Below are 15,284 nucleotides of genomic sequence, written 5' to 3' on the forward strand. Positions count from 1 at the left end.
CAATAAAAAAAGCCACCCGAAGGTGGCTTTTTTTATTTTGAGTTTTAATTACTCTTGGTCATCTGACTTACGTTCTGGTAAATCTTGTACCGCTTTTTCGATTAGACCAAACATATAGTTACCATATGCATTCGTCTTATCGTAATGGAAACGTAAGCGAGGCGTAATACGAGTCTTAATGCGACGGCTCAATTCATGACGCAAGAAACCAGAAGCTTTATTTAATACATCTAAAGTTTCTTTATTTGCTGCTTCACTTTGCTCATCACCTAGTTCACGTCCCATAACAGTGACATAAACTTCAGCATAACCCATATCCGCACTGACTTTCACCGCAGAGATGGTCACTAGACCACCTAAGCGAGGATCTTTAAGCTCTTGACGGATTAGATCAGACAACTCACGTTGTACTGAATCCGCCATGCGCTTTAAGCGTTGGCTACCCGCCATTAAAGACTCCGTTTAATCAATTGAACATCATACACTTCGATCTTATCTTGTGGTTTGATGTCTTTATAACCTTTCACTGCAAGGCCACATTCCATACCAGCACGAACTTCATCAACAACGTCTTTATAACGACGAAGAGATTCAAGCTCACCTTGGAAAATTACAACATCATCACGTAATACGCGAATCGGTTTATTACGATGTAATGTGCCTTCAAGTACCATACAGCCTGCTGCTGCACCAAACTTACTTGAGTGGAATACTTCACGTACTTCCGCAACACCCAAGATTGTTTCACGATGTTCAGGAGCAAGCTTACCGCTCATGGCATCTTTCACATCATCAATCAATTCATAGATGATGCTGTAGTAACGAATATCGATACCATCTTGGTCACTTCTCTGACGAGCAGTAGTATCTGCACGAACGTTAAAGCCTAATAATACAGCTTCTGAAGATTCAGCAAGAATCACATCAGACTCGGTAATCGCACCAACACCTGAGCTAATTACACGAACTTTTACTTCGTCAGTAGATAATTCATGTAGAGCAGCATTCAATGCTTCTAAAGTACCACGTACGTCTGTTTTCAAAACAACGTTCACTGTAGGAACATCTTTTTTGCCCATTGACGACATGATATTTTCAAGGCGCATAGCACTTTGACGATCAATACGTTTTTGACGCTCACGGTCAGCACGAGCATCGGCAACTTCACGTGCTTTCTTCTCGTCATTTACAACAAGAACTTCATCACCCGCCATTGGAGCATCTGGAAGACCCAGAATTTCTACTGGAATAGATGGTCCTGCTGATTTAATCGGCTTACCGTTTTCATCAGACATTGCACGGACACGACCATAAGATGAACCTGCAAGAACAAGGTCACCAATGTTTAATGTACCGTTTTGAACAAGAATCGAAGTTACTGCACCACGGCCTTTATCTACACGCGCTTCAATAACAACACCTTGCGCAGCACCTTCAGCAGATGCTTTTAATTCCATCAATTCTGATTGGATAAGAATTAAATCAAGGAGTTCATCAATACCTTGTCCGCTGTGTGCAGAAACTTTAGCAATCGGAACATCACCACCCCATTCTTCTGGAACGATTTGTTTCGTTGTTAATTCATTTAACACACGGTCTGGATCAGCAGATTCTTTATCCATTTTGTTGATTGCAACAATAATTGGAGTACCTGCTGCACGAGCATGGTCAATTGCTTCTGCAGTTTGTGGCATTACACCGTCATCTGCAGCAACAACTAATACAACGATATCTGTTGCTTTAGCGCCACGTGCACGCATTGAAGTAAATGCCGCATGTCCCGGTGTATCAAGGAATGTAATAATTCCTTTGTCTGTTTCAACGTGATATGCACCAATATGCTGGGTAATACCACCTGCTTCTCCAGCCGCTACTTTCGAACGACGGATACGGTCAAGCAATGATGTTTTACCATGGTCAACGTGACCCATAATGGTAACAACTGGCGGACGAGTTGTTTGCTCACCACGAGCTTCTTCAGCTGCTTCAAGCAAGTTATCTTCCGCTTGTGTATCAGAAACTAAAACAGGGTTGTGGCCCATTTCTTCTACAACAAGTGCCGCTGTGTCTTGATCAATAGCTTGATCTTGATTAACCAATTCACCCATTTTCATAAGTGTCTTGATAACTTCACGTACTTTAATCGCCATTTTTTGAGCAAGATCGGCAACAACAATGCTTGAACCGATTTCTACATCATAAACTTGCTTTTTAACTGGCTTTTCAAATCCATGCTTATTCGCTTGGCTTGATTTTAAACCACGTTTGTTATGGTTAACAAAGCTTTGCTCTTCTTGACCACGACGGCCACCTTTCTTCCCAGCACGTGGGTTAGTGGTTGCGCCACCGCGTTTAATTTCACGGTCTTCTTGCTTAAATGAATCTTCATAAGCTTGGCCAACTAGACCAGAAGCAAGTGGAGAATCATCAATCACACGAATTGTCGTAGTAGCATCGTCATTTGAATACTTAGATGCCATTTTGCGCATTTGTTCAAGTGTACGTTGCTGAGCTTCTTCAGCAGCTTTACGACGTGCAGCTTCTTCAGTTGCTTTTAACTGAGCTGACTGCTCTTCACGAGCTCTTTTCTGTTCTGGAGTTTCAGCTGGTTTTGGTGCAGGTTTTACTGTGCCACCACCACGCTTTTTCACTACAACAGCAGCTTTTGGAGCTGTCTGTGCAGCACTATCTTGTTGATGAGCAGCACGCATCGCATCTAAAGTTGCTTTAGCTTTTTGCTCTGTTTGAAGACGCGCTTTTTGCTCGGCAGTTTCACGCGTTTGCTGTTCTACACGTGCTTTTGCTTCAGCTTCTGCACGTGCTTTTGCTTCAGCTGCAATTTGTTCAGGGTTTGGTTTAGCAAAAACCTGTTTTTTACGTACTTCTACGTTAATCGTTTTTGCTTTACCTGAAGTACTTGCAACTTTAGCGGTACTGGTTGTTTTACGTTTCAACGCAATTTTTCCTGTGTTACCACTTTCTTGACCATGAACTTTTTTCAAGTGATTGACCAAAGTATCCTGTTGTTCAGTGGTAATAATGTCGTCTGCTGTACGTTGAGGCAAACCTGCTTCACGAGCCTGTTCTAGGAGCTTCTCAACAGGACGTCCTACACTGAGAGCTAACTCTTTAATCGACTTGTCCGTCATATTTCATCTCCTAGTTAAACCATGATTCGCGAGCTTTCATGATCAATTGACCTGCTTTTTCATGACCAAGTCCTTCAATATCAGAGATATCGTCAGTAGCCTGATCTGCCAAATCGTCGACAGTAATAATACCGCGAGCGGCAAGCGAGTAAGCGATCTCAGAAGTCATGCCTTCCATAGTAAGAAGGTCTGCGCTCGGTTCTTGAATATTTTCTTGCTGTTTCAAAGCATCAGTAAGGGCTGCTTCTTTTGCACGACTTTGCAATAACTCAACCAACTCAGCATCAAGCTCAATTTCGTCAAAAGTTTCAGCAGGAACATAAGCAATCTCTTCTAAAGAAGTGAAGCCCATTTCCACCAATGCCATTGCTAAATCTTCTTCAATATCGAGACGTGATACAAACATATCAAGATATTGCTGAGCTTCATTTTGCTGACGAGCACGATACTCTTCTTCAAGCATCATGTCGAGTTTGTAGCCAGTTAAATCAGAAGCTAAACGAACGTTTTGACCTTGAGAGCCAATCGCACGAGCTAATTGATCGCTGGTTGCAAAAATAATGTCGGCACTTCTTGCATCTTCATCAAGCACGATGCCTGAAACATCAGCTGGTTCTAATGCGCTAGCAATGTATTGAGCTGGATCATCAGACCAGACCACTACATCAATACGTTCACCATTTAACTCTTGTTGTACAGCTTGAATACGCGTACCACGCATACCAATACATGCACCTACAGGGTCAATACGGTGATCATTTGTTTTCACTGCAATTTTAGCACGAACGCCCGGTTGACGTGCCGCTGCTTTAATTTCAATGATTTCTTCAGAAATTTCTGGAATTTCTTTTTTCATTAAAGCAATTAACATTTCAGGCTTAGCGCGTGATAACAACAACTGAGCGCCACGACCTTCACGGTTAACATTATATAAAATAGCGTTTACACGTTGTTTTGGACGAAGAATTTCTTTTGGAATCATCTCTTCGCGTGCAAGATAAGCTTCTGCGTTGTCGCCTAAGTCGATAATGAAACCATCTTTGGTTTGTTTTTTCACTTCACCGTAAATTAACTCACCAACTTTAGACTCGTATGCATCAGCAACTAAAGCACGCTCAGCTTCACGAATTTTTTGTACGATAACTTGTTTTGCAATTTGTGCAGCAATACGACCAAACTCAATAGATTCTACTTCGAGTTCACGCACATCACCAATTGACCATTTAGCTGGATCAACGTCAGAAATTGCATCTTGGCAAGCTGGCATTTCATGATCTTCATCCGCCACAACAGTCCATTGACGGAACGTACGGTAATCACCAGTTTTACGATCAATTTCTACACGAAGTTGAGCTTCTTCAGCATGCGTACCTTCGTAAAATCTTTTCTTCGTTGCAGCAACTAGAGCTTGCTCTAAAGCTTCGAAGATCGCTTCACGACTAACACCTTTTTCATTACTAACCGTTTCAACAACGGTAAGAATTTCGCGGCCCATAAGTCACCTACCGATTTCTTATAAAATTTAAATAAATTTAATCTTGATAGATCAAGTTTGCTTTATCGATATTGTTGCTGTCGATCACAAGCACATGCTTCCCATCAACTTCAACCTGAATTTCTTCATTTTCAAGGTCTACTGCGATAAGTTTTGCTTGAAATTTACGACGGTTTTCTACTGCTGCAATTAAACGCAAAGCAATTTGTTGTCCGATGTAGCCTTGTAACTGTTCTAGCTGAAAAAATGGACGGTCCCAACCCGGTGAAGAAACTTCTAATGAATACTCACCTGAAATTGGATCATGAACATCCAACATTGCGCCAACTTGTTGTGTTACACGCACACAATCTTGTACACCAATACCACGGCCTAGTTCTACTTCGCCATCTTCATTAATTACAGGCTCAGCATCTTCACTTACCGCTTTATCGATATAAATACGCAATAATGAACGTTTACCTTGTGGGAGAAACTCGATTCCCCAAAGGTCGACACCACATGCTTCCACTGCAGGAACAATTAAGTCATGCAATGCTTGGGATTTGTTTGATAATTTCATTTACTCTCGTCATTCTCGTGCGATTCAATCGGTTGTTTTAACCGACACAGACCTACTATAGTGAAGCATGACTATTTGACCAATTGATGTCGACACTACACGATAGCGATACGATAACCAATAAAAAAGGGCGTTAATCGCCCCTATTTAGCACAGAAAACAATAGTCCACTGTGCAAAAAGGCCCACCTGTCTGTGAGCCTCTTTTAAGAAACTTGGTAGCGGGAGCTGGATTTGAACCAACGACCTTCGGGTTATGAGCCCGACGAGCTACCAGACTGCTCCATCCCGCATCAACGTGCAAAAATTATATACAAATATCGAAAAAAGTCAATGTAAACTTCTCCAATATTCGCTTGATTAAGTTGCACCTTAATCAAATTGGTAGCGGGAGCTGGATTTGAACCAACGACCTTCGGGTTATGAGCCCGACGAGCTACCAGACTGCTCCATCCCGCATCAAAAAACTGCTTGCACTCAACTTTCTGGTTCAAAGTTGGTGCGGAAGGGGGGACTTGAACCCCCACGCCCGAAGGCACTACCACCTCAAGGTAGCGTGTCTACCAATTCCACCACCACCGCAGCTTGTGGGACGCATTCTAGTCCTTCCCACTGCAAAAGGAAAGCCCTATTTCGAATTATTGACTCGATTTCGGTGCATTTGGTGAAGTTTCAGGCGATGTCGTTTGAACTGGTGCCGTAGTTTGTACAGTTTTCAAACTATATGCCTCAGTCGTCTGTTTTTTTGCGAAAACAGCGAGAGTTAAACTCGTCACAAAAAACAACGCTGTTAAGATAGCAGTAAGTCGAGTAAGGAAGTTACCTGAACCTGAAGCACCAAATACAGTTGCTGCTCCACCACCGCCGAAAGAAGCACCAGCATCAGCACCTTTACCATGTTGCACTAGAATCAAGGCAATCATCAGTACCGCTAAAATAATATGTACGATCAGTACAAAAGAGTGCATACCCTATCCTCGTTATTTACTTTGTGCAAAGGCTTGTACAATTTGATAAAAAGATGCTGCATTTAATGAAGCACCGCCTACCAACGCACCATTAATATCTGGACATGCCGCCAATTCGACCGCATTTTCAGCTTTTACACTACCGCCATATAAAATCGCAATGTCTGAACCCGCTGAGGTAATCTGACTTAAACCTTCACGAATCTTAGCATGCATTGCCTGTGCATCTTGTGGAGAAGCAGTTTTACCTGTCCCAATTGCCCAGATTGGCTCATAGGCAATTACAATTTGCTTTTGCCACTGCTCAACAGTCACTACAGGAGCAATATCACAAATTTGTTGCAATACAACTTGCTCTGCCAAACCTTGTTCACGTTGTTCGAGGCTTTCACCAACACAATAAATGACAGTCAAGCCCGCATTTAATGCATTTTGGAGTTTAGCTTTCAAAATTTCAACGTTATCGCCAAAAATATCACGGCGCTCAGAATGTCCAACAAGTACAAAATTAATTTGGCTATCTTTTAATAGTTCTGCGCTGACTTCGCCAGTATACGCGCCAGTACCCGCTACACGCGATACATCTTGTGCAACTGTATATACTGTTCTTGCAGCATCTTGCAATTGTGTTTGTACCATTGCAAGTGCAATAGAAACCGGAGCAACCCCTACATGACAGCTTTCATCTGCAATTTGGTTTTGTTGCAATAGTTGTTTAAATTCTTCTATAAGTTGTTTGGCATTGGCACGCATTGGGTTCATTTTCCAGTTGCCAACTACCCAAGGCGTAATCGTCGAACCCGACATACGGCTCACCTTTCATCAAAAATGCAGCACATTCTACACGCATTTATACAAATTTCAGATACTTTTCTTTAACGGCTTTGCCCATATCTTTTCTACTAATTGAAAACAGTTATAAAACTTTATTGAATCTAAAGAATCGTCTTTCAAAAATTAATGAATAAAAACTTCGACTAGTTCAAGCTTTGGCGAGTGGATCAAGACCAGAGCATCATTTTCTCAGGTAGTAATTTTAGATAACAAAAGTATAATTTTTTATATACCAATTATAAACATATGAGCACAGGTAGGCAGATGTCAGTCTTAAATACATCTCCAAAATTTTCGGGGTTTTTTCGGCGATTAGTCGAAGAAAAACATGTGTCGGCAGCGACCATGCAAACAGCATTAGATGCAGCAAAAAGAGCTAAACGGGATACGGTGGCGTACCTGATTGAAGAGGTTCATCTCTCCCCTTCTTTATTAGCAGAAACAATTTCTATTGAATTTGCTGAACCATATTTTGATCTGGATGTTTACGACACAAACCAAATTCCCAAAGATTTGGTTGATCAGAAACTTGTTTTAAAACATCGGGTCTTACCTCTTATACAAAGAGGACAGATTTTATATGTCGCGACCAGCAATCCAAGTAATATTGAAGCGATTGATGCCATTCGCTTCAATAGCAAGCTCATGGTTGAGCCAGTTATTGTCGAGCACCATAAGCTTGAGAAAATTCTGGCACAGCAATTTACCGAAGAAAGTAGCTTCGAATTTAGTGATGAAGAGTTTGATCTTGATGTAGATCTTGAAGCTCCACCCTCACAAGAGGATGAGGAAGAAACGCCTCAAGGCGATGAAGCACCTATTGTTAAATATATTAATAAATTACTCATCGATGCAATTCGTATGGGGGCTTCAGACTTACATTTTGAACCCTATGAGAAATCATATCGGGTCCGTTACCGAGTCGACGGCGTGTTGCGTCAGATTGCAAATCCGCCTTTGCAATTGGCTAACCGTTTAGCTTCTCGTTTAAAAGTCATGTCTCAAATGGATATTTCCGAAAAACGAGTGCCTCAAGATGGTCGTATCAAGCTTAAGTTATCAAAAACTAAAGCCATCGATTTTCGTGTGAACTCACTTCCAACTTTGTTTGGTGAAAAATTGGTTCTGCGTATTCTAGATCCATCTAGCGCAATGCTCGGCATTGATGCTCTAGGATATGAAGAAGATCAGAAAGCTCTTTTTTTAGAAGCACTCGATAAACCACAAGGTATGCTTCTCATTACAGGCCCTACAGGTTCTGGTAAAACGGTATCTTTATATACAGGCTTAAATATTTTAAATACTGAAAGCTCTAATATTTCCACTGCCGAAGATCCAGTCGAAATCAACCTTGAAGGTATTAATCAGGTTAACGTTAACCCGAAAGTAGGTCTTACTTTTTCGGCCGCACTGAAATCTTTTTTACGTCAGGACCCTGACATTATTATGGTCGGTGAGATTCGTGACTTAGAAACGGCTGAGATTGCGATTAAGGCTGCACAAACCGGTCACATGGTAATGTCCACACTGCATACCAATAGTGCTCCAGAAACACTTACTCGCCTACGTAATATGGGTGTTCCATCCTTTAATATCGCGACGTCTGTCAATCTGGTGATTGCGCAACGTTTGGCGCGTCGGTTATGCCCGCAGTGTAAAATTCCTGCCGACATCCCTAAACAGAGCCTAATAGAAATGGGGTTTACCGAACAGGATTTAACCCACCCCGATTTTCAAGTTTTTCAACCAGTCGGTTGTACTGAGTGTCGTGAAGGCTACAAAGGTCGAGTAGGTATTTACGAGGTGATGAAAGTTACACCTGAAATTTCCAAGATTATTATGGAAGATGGCAATGCTTTAGAAATCGCTGCTGCTTCTGAAAAACTGGGGTTTAATAATCTGCGTCGTTCAGGGTTAAAGAAAGTCATGCAAGGCGTCACTTCCTTACAAGAAGTCAACCGCGTGACTAGTGAATAAAAGACAATTTAAAATAAGGATAATTCATGACTATCAAAAAGGCACAAATGATGCCGACTTTTGCTTATGAAGGGGTTGACCGTAAGGGCGTAAAAATTAAGGGCGAACTTCCAGCTAAGAATATGGCCTTAGCCAAAGTCACCCTACGCAAACAAGGTGTAACTGTCCGTAACATTCGGGAAAAGCGTAAAAATATTCTTGAGGGTTTATTTAAGAAGAAAGTATCAACACTCGATATCACAATTTTTACCCGACAACTTGCAACGATGATGAAAGCAGGTGTGCCACTGGTACAAGGCTTTGAAATTGTAGCGGAGGGTCTAGAAAACCCAGCCATGCGCGAGGTGGTACTCGGGATTAAAGGTGAAGTTGAAGGTGGTAGTACCTTTGCTTCAGCTTTAAGAAAGTATCCTCAACACTTCGATAACTTGTTTTGTTCTCTCGTAGAGTCTGGCGAACAATCTGGTGCGCTTGAAACCATGTTGGACCGTGTAGCAATTTACAAAGAAAAAAGTGAATTACTTAAGCAGAAAATTAAGAAGGCTATGAAATATCCAGCAACGGTTATCGTGGTTGCTGTGGTTGTTACCATTATTTTGATGGTTAAAGTAGTTCCTGTTTTCCAAGACCTGTTTTCTTCTTTTGGTGCAGATTTACCGGCATTCACCCAAATGGTCGTGAATATGTCGAAATGGATGCAGGAATACTGGTTCATTATGATTATTGTGATTGGGGCAATTATTGCCGCATTTCTGGAAGCCAAGAAGCGTAGTAAAAAATTCCGTGATGGTTTAGATAAACTCACACTGAAACTCCCTATCTTTGGTGATCTGGTTTATAAGGCGATTATTGCTCGTTATAGCCGTACTTTAGCCACCACATTTGCCGCCGGCGTTCCGCTCATTGATGCGCTTGAGTCAACGGCTGGTGCAACCAACAATGTCATTTATGAAGAAGCCGTTATGAAAATTCGTGAAGATGTTGCTACAGGCCAACAACTCCAATTTGCAATGCGTGTTTCAAATCGTTTTCCATCTATGGCTATACAAATGGTCGCAATTGGTGAAGAATCTGGTGCACTAGACAGCATGCTCGATAAAGTTGCCACTTATTATGAAAATGAAGTTGATAATGCCGTTGATGGTTTAACTTCAATGATGGAACCTTTAATCATGGCAATTTTAGGGGTGCTCGTAGGCGGTCTAGTGATTGCGATGTATCTTCCAATTTTCCAAATGGGCTCAGTCATATAATGCAAGAAATTATTGCTTATTTTATTCAAAACTTAACTGCACTTTATATTGCAGTCGCACTATTGAGCCTATGTATTGGTAGCTTTTTGAATGTGGTAATTTATCGCACCCCCAAAATGATGGAACAAGATTGGCAGCAGGAATGTCAAATGTTGCTTAATCCCGAACTACCCATCATTGAGCATGAAAAGCTAACATTAAGTAAACCTGCTTCATCATGTCCTGCATGTCAGCAACCGATCCGTTGGTATCAAAATATTCCAGTTATAAGCTGGTTAATGTTAAGAGGAAAATGTGGCCATTGCCAACATCCTATTAGCATTCGTTATCCAGCGATTGAATTACTCACGATGCTATGTTCATTAGTAGTCGTCATGGTTTTTGGTCCAACCCTACAAATGCTTTGGGGGCTAGTGCTCACTTGGGTTTTGATTGCTTTAACATTTATAGACTTTGATACTCAGCTACTACCTGACCGTTTCACCCTACCTTTGGCTGCACTCGGCTTAGGTATTAATACCTTTAATATTTACACCTCGCCTAACTCAGCCATTTGGGGATATTTAATCGGCTTTTTATGTCTTTGGATTGTGTATTACTTATTTAAAGTGATTACAGGCAAAGAAGGTATGGGCTACGGCGACTTTAAATTGCTTGCCGCATTAGGCGCGTGGATGGGACCATTGATGCTGCCATTAATTGTGCTATTGTCATCTTTACTCGGTGCAATTATTGGCATCATTTTACTAAAATTACGTAATGATAATCAGCCCTTTGCGTTTGGGCCATATATTGCCATTGCGGGTTGGGTTGCCTTTTTATGGGGTGACCAAATTATGAAAATTTATTTGGGAGGTTAAGATGGCTTTTATTCTGGGAGTCACAGGTGGTATTGGCAGTGGAAAATCTGCTGCAACACAATGGTTTGAATCCCAAGGAATCCAAGTCGTCGATGCCGACATCGTTGCTCGCGAAGTGGTTGAAAAAGGCCAACCCACCCTCCAAAAAATCCAACAAACTTTTGGAGATTGGGTTCTTCAACCCGATGGCAATCTAGATCGTCGTGCCCTACGTGAATATATTTTTCAAAACCCTGAAGCAAGACAAACACTTGAGAAAATCACGCATCCAGCCATTCGCCAATCTATTATTCAACAGCTACAAAACCCAAAAAGTCCTTATGTGATTTTAGTTTCACCCCTACTTTTTGAAACCAACCAGCATGAATTGGTTAATCACACTCTATTAGTTGATGCGAGTGAACAAACTCAAATTCAGCGTGCAAGCCAGCGAGATGGGCAAAACCAAGAACAAATCCAGAAAATTATTGCAGCACAAATGCCACGCGAGCGTAAACGTGAACTTGCCAATGACATTGTGTTTAATGACGGATTACTCGAACATTTATATCAGCAATTAGAGCCTTTACATCAAAGCTATTTGAAGCGCACCAACTAATCTTGCTTATTTTGCTGCTGAATCTTTTGTGCCAAGCTATCTTGTCGAAACCAGCGCCAAGGCTGTAAAGCGCCTATTCCCATACCTACTAAGCCCACTACAATTGATGGGCTTAATGACTCACCAAGTAAGGGTACAGCTAAAATAGCAGCAATAAACGGTGCCAAAGTTACAATACTTCCCGTTTTAAAAGCGCCAAGACGCTGAATAGCAGCAACATAGGTTAATGTCGCAATAATCACGACAAACACACCGTGGAAAATGCCCTGTATCGCTAGATGAACAGGACTCACTTCCATGAAGTGTTTAGGCAAAAATAAAGCATAGATGGGTAAGTAAATAATTGCAGACCAAATCGCAACACTCGCCATAGAGTGCCATGCGGAAAGTTTCCACTGTTTAAGTAATACAGTAAAAATGCCCCACCAAATCGCACTAATAAAAAGAAGTAAATCCCCCATGCCAAAAGCAGAAGCATTACCTCGCAACATCAACACACTCATGAGAGCCAAGGCAGTGATCATAATTGCCAGACTCACCCATGTATGCTTATCAAATGGTTGTCTAAATAAAATGTATGCTGCAATTGCAGTACAAATTGGGATACAACCATTTAAAAAAATGGCAGCATGCGCAGCGGGAGCATAGAGAAATGCGGTGTAGACGGTAAGACAATAAATGACTCCGCCAATGAGCGCCAAAATAACAGCGTGCTTACTCCATAAAAAAGCGAGATCTTTCTTATAGATCAGAATCGGCATCAAAATCAGGAAGGCGATAGCAAAGCGTAGTGCAGCAATGTCCCAAGCACTGATGTGCCATTGTGCATTTAAACGGGCAAAAAGTGTAAACCCGCCCCAAATGCACATGGTCACCAATACAAAAAATAACCTTGCTTACGGGGAGACATATCAAGACTGCTTACAAACTAGAAAGGCAGCTAGATTATACCTCAGAACGCTGACGGCAAGCCTCATAAAGTGCCATACCTGTTGCCACGCTCACATTTAGACTCTGTAAATTTCCAGACATCGGAATATAAACTTTATGATCACACTGTGCCTGTGTAATTGGGCGTAAACCTGTATCTTCGGCTCCCATTACGATCACGACTGGGCCAGAGAAATCACATTTTTGAATTGGCATTGCACTTTCATCAAGCATAGTGCCAATCACACGTGTATGAGTCGTCTCTTTGAGATGGGCTAATGTACGAGCCAAATTTGTTACTTGAATGAATTTAACTTTTTCAGCTCCACCCGCTGCAACTTTACGAGCTGTTGGGGTTAAACTTGCCGAACGATCACGAGGTACAATCACTGCTTGCACGCCCATTGCAGCAGCGGTACGGATGCAAGCCCCTAAGTTATGCGGGTCTGTCACCTGATCTAATGCCAGCAATAAAGCATCTGGGGTTTCAGCCAAGATCTGATCTAGATCTTTTTCATTTAAAGTCGGATGCGGACGTACTGCTGCAACCACACCTTGATGAAACGGTAGACCTGCAAGCTTTTCGAGACTATCACGGCTTGCTTTTTGTACACTAATTCCAAAAGGCTCTGCCAATTGCAAAATCTTTTGCAAACGCTGGTCATCCCGTCCTTTTAAAGTAAACAGGGTTAGCACACGTTCCGGTTCAAGTTCTAACAATGACTCCACTGAATGAACGCCATAATAATATTCCGGTTTTGCCATGCATGACCTCTAACAACGTTTGAGCAAAAAAATAAAAATCCTGCAAAGCCAACTTCACAGGATTTCTTTGGGCATAGTGTACCCGATTTGAATAGGAATTTCTTAGCCTTCTAAATGGCACACATAATCGAGCACTTCATCAGTTTCGATTTTAAAAAGACTATTACCAGGCACATAAAATGATTGGCCTGCACGGAACAACTCACTTTCATTACTGTCCGCGATTGTTACACGGCATTCACCTGAAATAATTTCCATACGCTCAGGAACATGGGTTTCAAAAGTTAAAGCTTGCTCAGTCGGCAAAATAACACCTAGTGTTTTTTTTGTTCCATCTTCAAATTGCACGGTATGGCTGATACATGCTCCACCAAAATAAACGTTTGATTTTTTGATGACCGTTACATGATCAAATTGGGTTGAACTCATGCACACTCTCCAGATAATGCCGTATTTATATAAATTATGATGAATGTAGTTTAATTGTGCCTAAATAACTAATCAATCAGTTTTCATACGGATAGACTTGTAATTTCCACTGCTGTGCCTGAATTTTTTTGGCAAAAGCATAAGGTAAGTTAATCTCAATATTTCGACTATTCGACACAATTGCATCGTATCTGCAAACTTCGACCTGATTTTCATCTAGAAGTACCCAACACACTCTCTGTGCAGTTGGATGGGCAACTGCTGTAGCAACTACCGGTGAACCGTCATTCATTCCTACATGAAAATTTTCGCTGTCGTTTTGCATTAACGCCAGATCATAAGCTGGAAAATCGATAGCATCTGAATCGAATTGCTGGCTATCGTGTATAAGCACACTTTGTTTTAAAGTCGGCCAAATACAGTAGCGCAAATAATGCTGATCCATCACCCGATTATCTAGATAACGTCCGGTGGCAACATAATCCCTGATATGTGCTTCAATATTATGAAAAATCCCCGTACATCCACCCCACATTCCCGCCAAAATTAACTCGGTATGAGAATAATTATCTCGCATTAAGTGAAACCATTTATCACTCTTGAGCCAAGCATCTACAGCTGCTTTTTCGCGGTGCGAGACAATGGAGTCGGCATCACGTATCAGAAAACGCATAATTGTCGGATCATCCATCACCAAAAAGCGCCAAAACAAACCAGATAGCTGTTTTTGAGAATCTGTAACCTGAATAACTTGCGCGCCCTTCTCTTTTAAACGCTGTTGCACCAGTACTGGCACAGTATCATCGACATAAAAGCGACACGTCCATTCAGGATAAATTTGTTTGGCTAACTGAATATTTAAAATAGAGGTTTCACAATAGCGAGGGTTTGCCCCAAACAAAGAAAAAGCAATAATATTTTCTTGAGGGTTTGCACTAAATGCTGGTGGTACCTGATCTGGAATTGCCAAAACAGGTTCGCTTTTCGCTAGTTCTTTTTTGGTTGCAATTGCCAAGCGTCCAAATTTGATTGTTTCTTCTTTTTTCTTTAAATGATGACAAACTTCTGTGAGTCCATCATATAAGTTTGTATTTACATTAGCTCCACTTGCTTGAATCGCTTGTAAATAATGTTGATAGGCATCGTTATAGCGACCTAAGCGTAATTCGGTATAAGCTAAATCTGATAAGGCGCCAGCATGCTTGGGAACCAAATTAACAGCTTGTTTAACATGTTGATAAGCTTTGGCATAATCCCCTTGTGCTGCTGCCTTTTTAAATGCATTAAAATGCTGATTTAAAATTTTATTCATTTCCGCAGGATTGTTTTTTTTATGGCGGTTGATCATCCCTATTGGTGGTTTCGGTAAGCTTAATGTTTTTTTCATTGTAAATATCCGCAATCTTGCTGTTCTATAATTTCAGTTAGAATAATAGATCACTTGTAGCAAATTCAAAACTTCTCT

General features: G+C 41.3%; 13 protein-coding genes, 3 tRNA genes and 1 pseudogene. 4 read left to right on the forward strand and 13 right to left on the reverse strand.

Annotated elements, in window-relative coordinates; translation table 11 throughout:
• Positions 1-48 precede the first annotated feature (48 nt).
• The 9 genes from ACYU0V_RS16675 to tpiA form a co-directional block, all read right to left on the reverse strand.
• A complete protein-coding gene (locus ACYU0V_RS16675; protein WP_349913662.1) occupies positions 49-450 on the reverse strand; it encodes a ribosome-binding factor A in 402 nt (133 codons plus the stop codon).
• A complete protein-coding gene (gene infB, locus ACYU0V_RS16680; RefSeq protein WP_002114697.1) occupies positions 450-3,149 on the reverse strand; it encodes a translation initiation factor IF-2 in 2,700 nt (899 codons plus the stop codon). Before infB ends, ACYU0V_RS16675 begins: the two co-directional genes overlap by 1 nt.
• 10 nt (positions 3,150-3,159) lie before the next feature.
• The gene (nusA, locus tag ACYU0V_RS16685; RefSeq protein ID WP_002115134.1) at positions 3,160-4,644 is read right to left on the reverse strand and encodes a transcription termination factor NusA; all 1,485 of its coding nucleotides are present in this window, start codon (positions 4,642-4,644) and stop codon (positions 3,160-3,162) included.
• 37 nt (positions 4,645-4,681) lie between these two features.
• A complete protein-coding gene (gene rimP / locus ACYU0V_RS16690) occupies positions 4,682-5,206 on the reverse strand; it encodes a ribosome maturation factor RimP (protein ID WP_002114922.1) in 525 nt (174 codons plus the stop codon).
• Between the two features lie 215 nt (positions 5,207-5,421).
• Positions 5,422-5,498: transfer RNA gene (locus tag ACYU0V_RS16695), tRNA-Met, on the reverse strand.
• An 89-nt stretch (positions 5,499-5,587) separates the two neighbouring features.
• Positions 5,588-5,664, reverse strand: a tRNA-Met gene (locus tag ACYU0V_RS16700).
• A gap of 38 nt (positions 5,665-5,702) precedes the next feature.
• A tRNA-Leu gene (locus tag ACYU0V_RS16705) sits at positions 5,703-5,787 on the reverse strand.
• Positions 5,788-5,843: 56 nt separating this feature from the next.
• Positions 5,844-6,173 (reverse strand): preprotein translocase subunit SecG, encoded by a 330-nt coding sequence (secG, locus tag ACYU0V_RS16710; RefSeq protein ID WP_032005670.1) that lies wholly within the window; start codon positions 6,171-6,173, stop codon positions 5,844-5,846.
• Positions 6,174-6,185: 12 nt separating this feature from the next.
• Positions 6,186-6,980, reverse strand: a complete 795-nt coding sequence (tpiA, locus tag ACYU0V_RS16715; RefSeq protein ID WP_017481951.1) for a triose-phosphate isomerase — start codon at positions 6,978-6,980, stop codon at positions 6,186-6,188.
• Positions 6,981-7,271: 291 nt separating this feature from the next.
• On the opposite strand from tpiA, the gene pilB reads away from it, so the two are divergent.
• Genes pilB through coaE form a run of 4 tightly spaced genes read left to right on the forward strand, consistent with a single transcriptional unit; the run spans position 7,272 to position 11,695 of the window.
• The gene (gene pilB, locus ACYU0V_RS16720) at positions 7,272-8,984 is read left to right on the forward strand and encodes a type IV-A pilus assembly ATPase PilB (protein WP_086264341.1); all 1,713 of its coding nucleotides are present in this window, start codon (positions 7,272-7,274) and stop codon (positions 8,982-8,984) included.
• A 26-nt stretch (positions 8,985-9,010) separates the two neighbouring features.
• The gene (locus tag ACYU0V_RS16725; RefSeq protein WP_005065874.1) at positions 9,011-10,237 is read left to right on the forward strand and encodes a type II secretion system F family protein; all 1,227 of its coding nucleotides are present in this window, start codon (positions 9,011-9,013) and stop codon (positions 10,235-10,237) included.
• Positions 10,237-11,097 (forward strand): prepilin peptidase, encoded by an 861-nt coding sequence (locus tag ACYU0V_RS16730; protein WP_410563478.1) that lies wholly within the window; start codon positions 10,237-10,239, stop codon positions 11,095-11,097. Before ACYU0V_RS16725 ends, ACYU0V_RS16730 begins: the two co-directional genes overlap by 1 nt.
• Position 11,098: 1 nt before the next feature.
• Positions 11,099-11,695: a dephospho-CoA kinase gene (gene coaE, locus ACYU0V_RS16735; protein WP_461848321.1), complete on the forward strand. Its 597-nt coding sequence runs from the start codon at positions 11,099-11,101 to the stop codon at positions 11,693-11,695.
• Here coaE and ACYU0V_RS16740 read toward each other — a convergent pair.
• The 4 genes and pseudogenes from ACYU0V_RS16740 to ACYU0V_RS16755 all read right to left on the reverse strand — a co-directional run bounded on the left by ACYU0V_RS16740 (position 11,692) and on the right by ACYU0V_RS16755 (position 15,206).
• A pseudogene (locus ACYU0V_RS16740) lies at positions 11,692-12,605 on the reverse strand (DMT family transporter). The gene coaE and the pseudogene ACYU0V_RS16740 overlap by 4 nt on opposite strands.
• A 35-nt stretch (positions 12,606-12,640) precedes the next feature.
• Positions 12,641-13,390: a 23S rRNA (guanosine(2251)-2'-O)-methyltransferase RlmB gene (gene rlmB / locus ACYU0V_RS16745; RefSeq protein ID WP_005079348.1), complete on the reverse strand. Its 750-nt coding sequence runs from the start codon at positions 13,388-13,390 to the stop codon at positions 12,641-12,643.
• Between the two features lie 102 nt (positions 13,391-13,492).
• Positions 13,493-13,819, reverse strand: a complete 327-nt coding sequence (gene ppnP / locus ACYU0V_RS16750) for a pyrimidine/purine nucleoside phosphorylase (protein WP_002115102.1) — start codon at positions 13,817-13,819, stop codon at positions 13,493-13,495.
• Positions 13,820-13,895: 76 nt separating this feature from the next.
• Positions 13,896-15,206 carry a tetratricopeptide repeat protein gene (locus tag ACYU0V_RS16755; protein ID WP_461848324.1) on the reverse strand — a complete coding sequence of 437 codons (1,311 nt, stop codon included), beginning with the start codon at positions 15,204-15,206 and terminating at the stop codon, positions 13,896-13,898.
• Positions 15,207-15,284 lie beyond the last annotated feature (78 nt).

The sequence above is a fragment of the Acinetobacter sp. X9 genome, assembly GCF_054889255.1.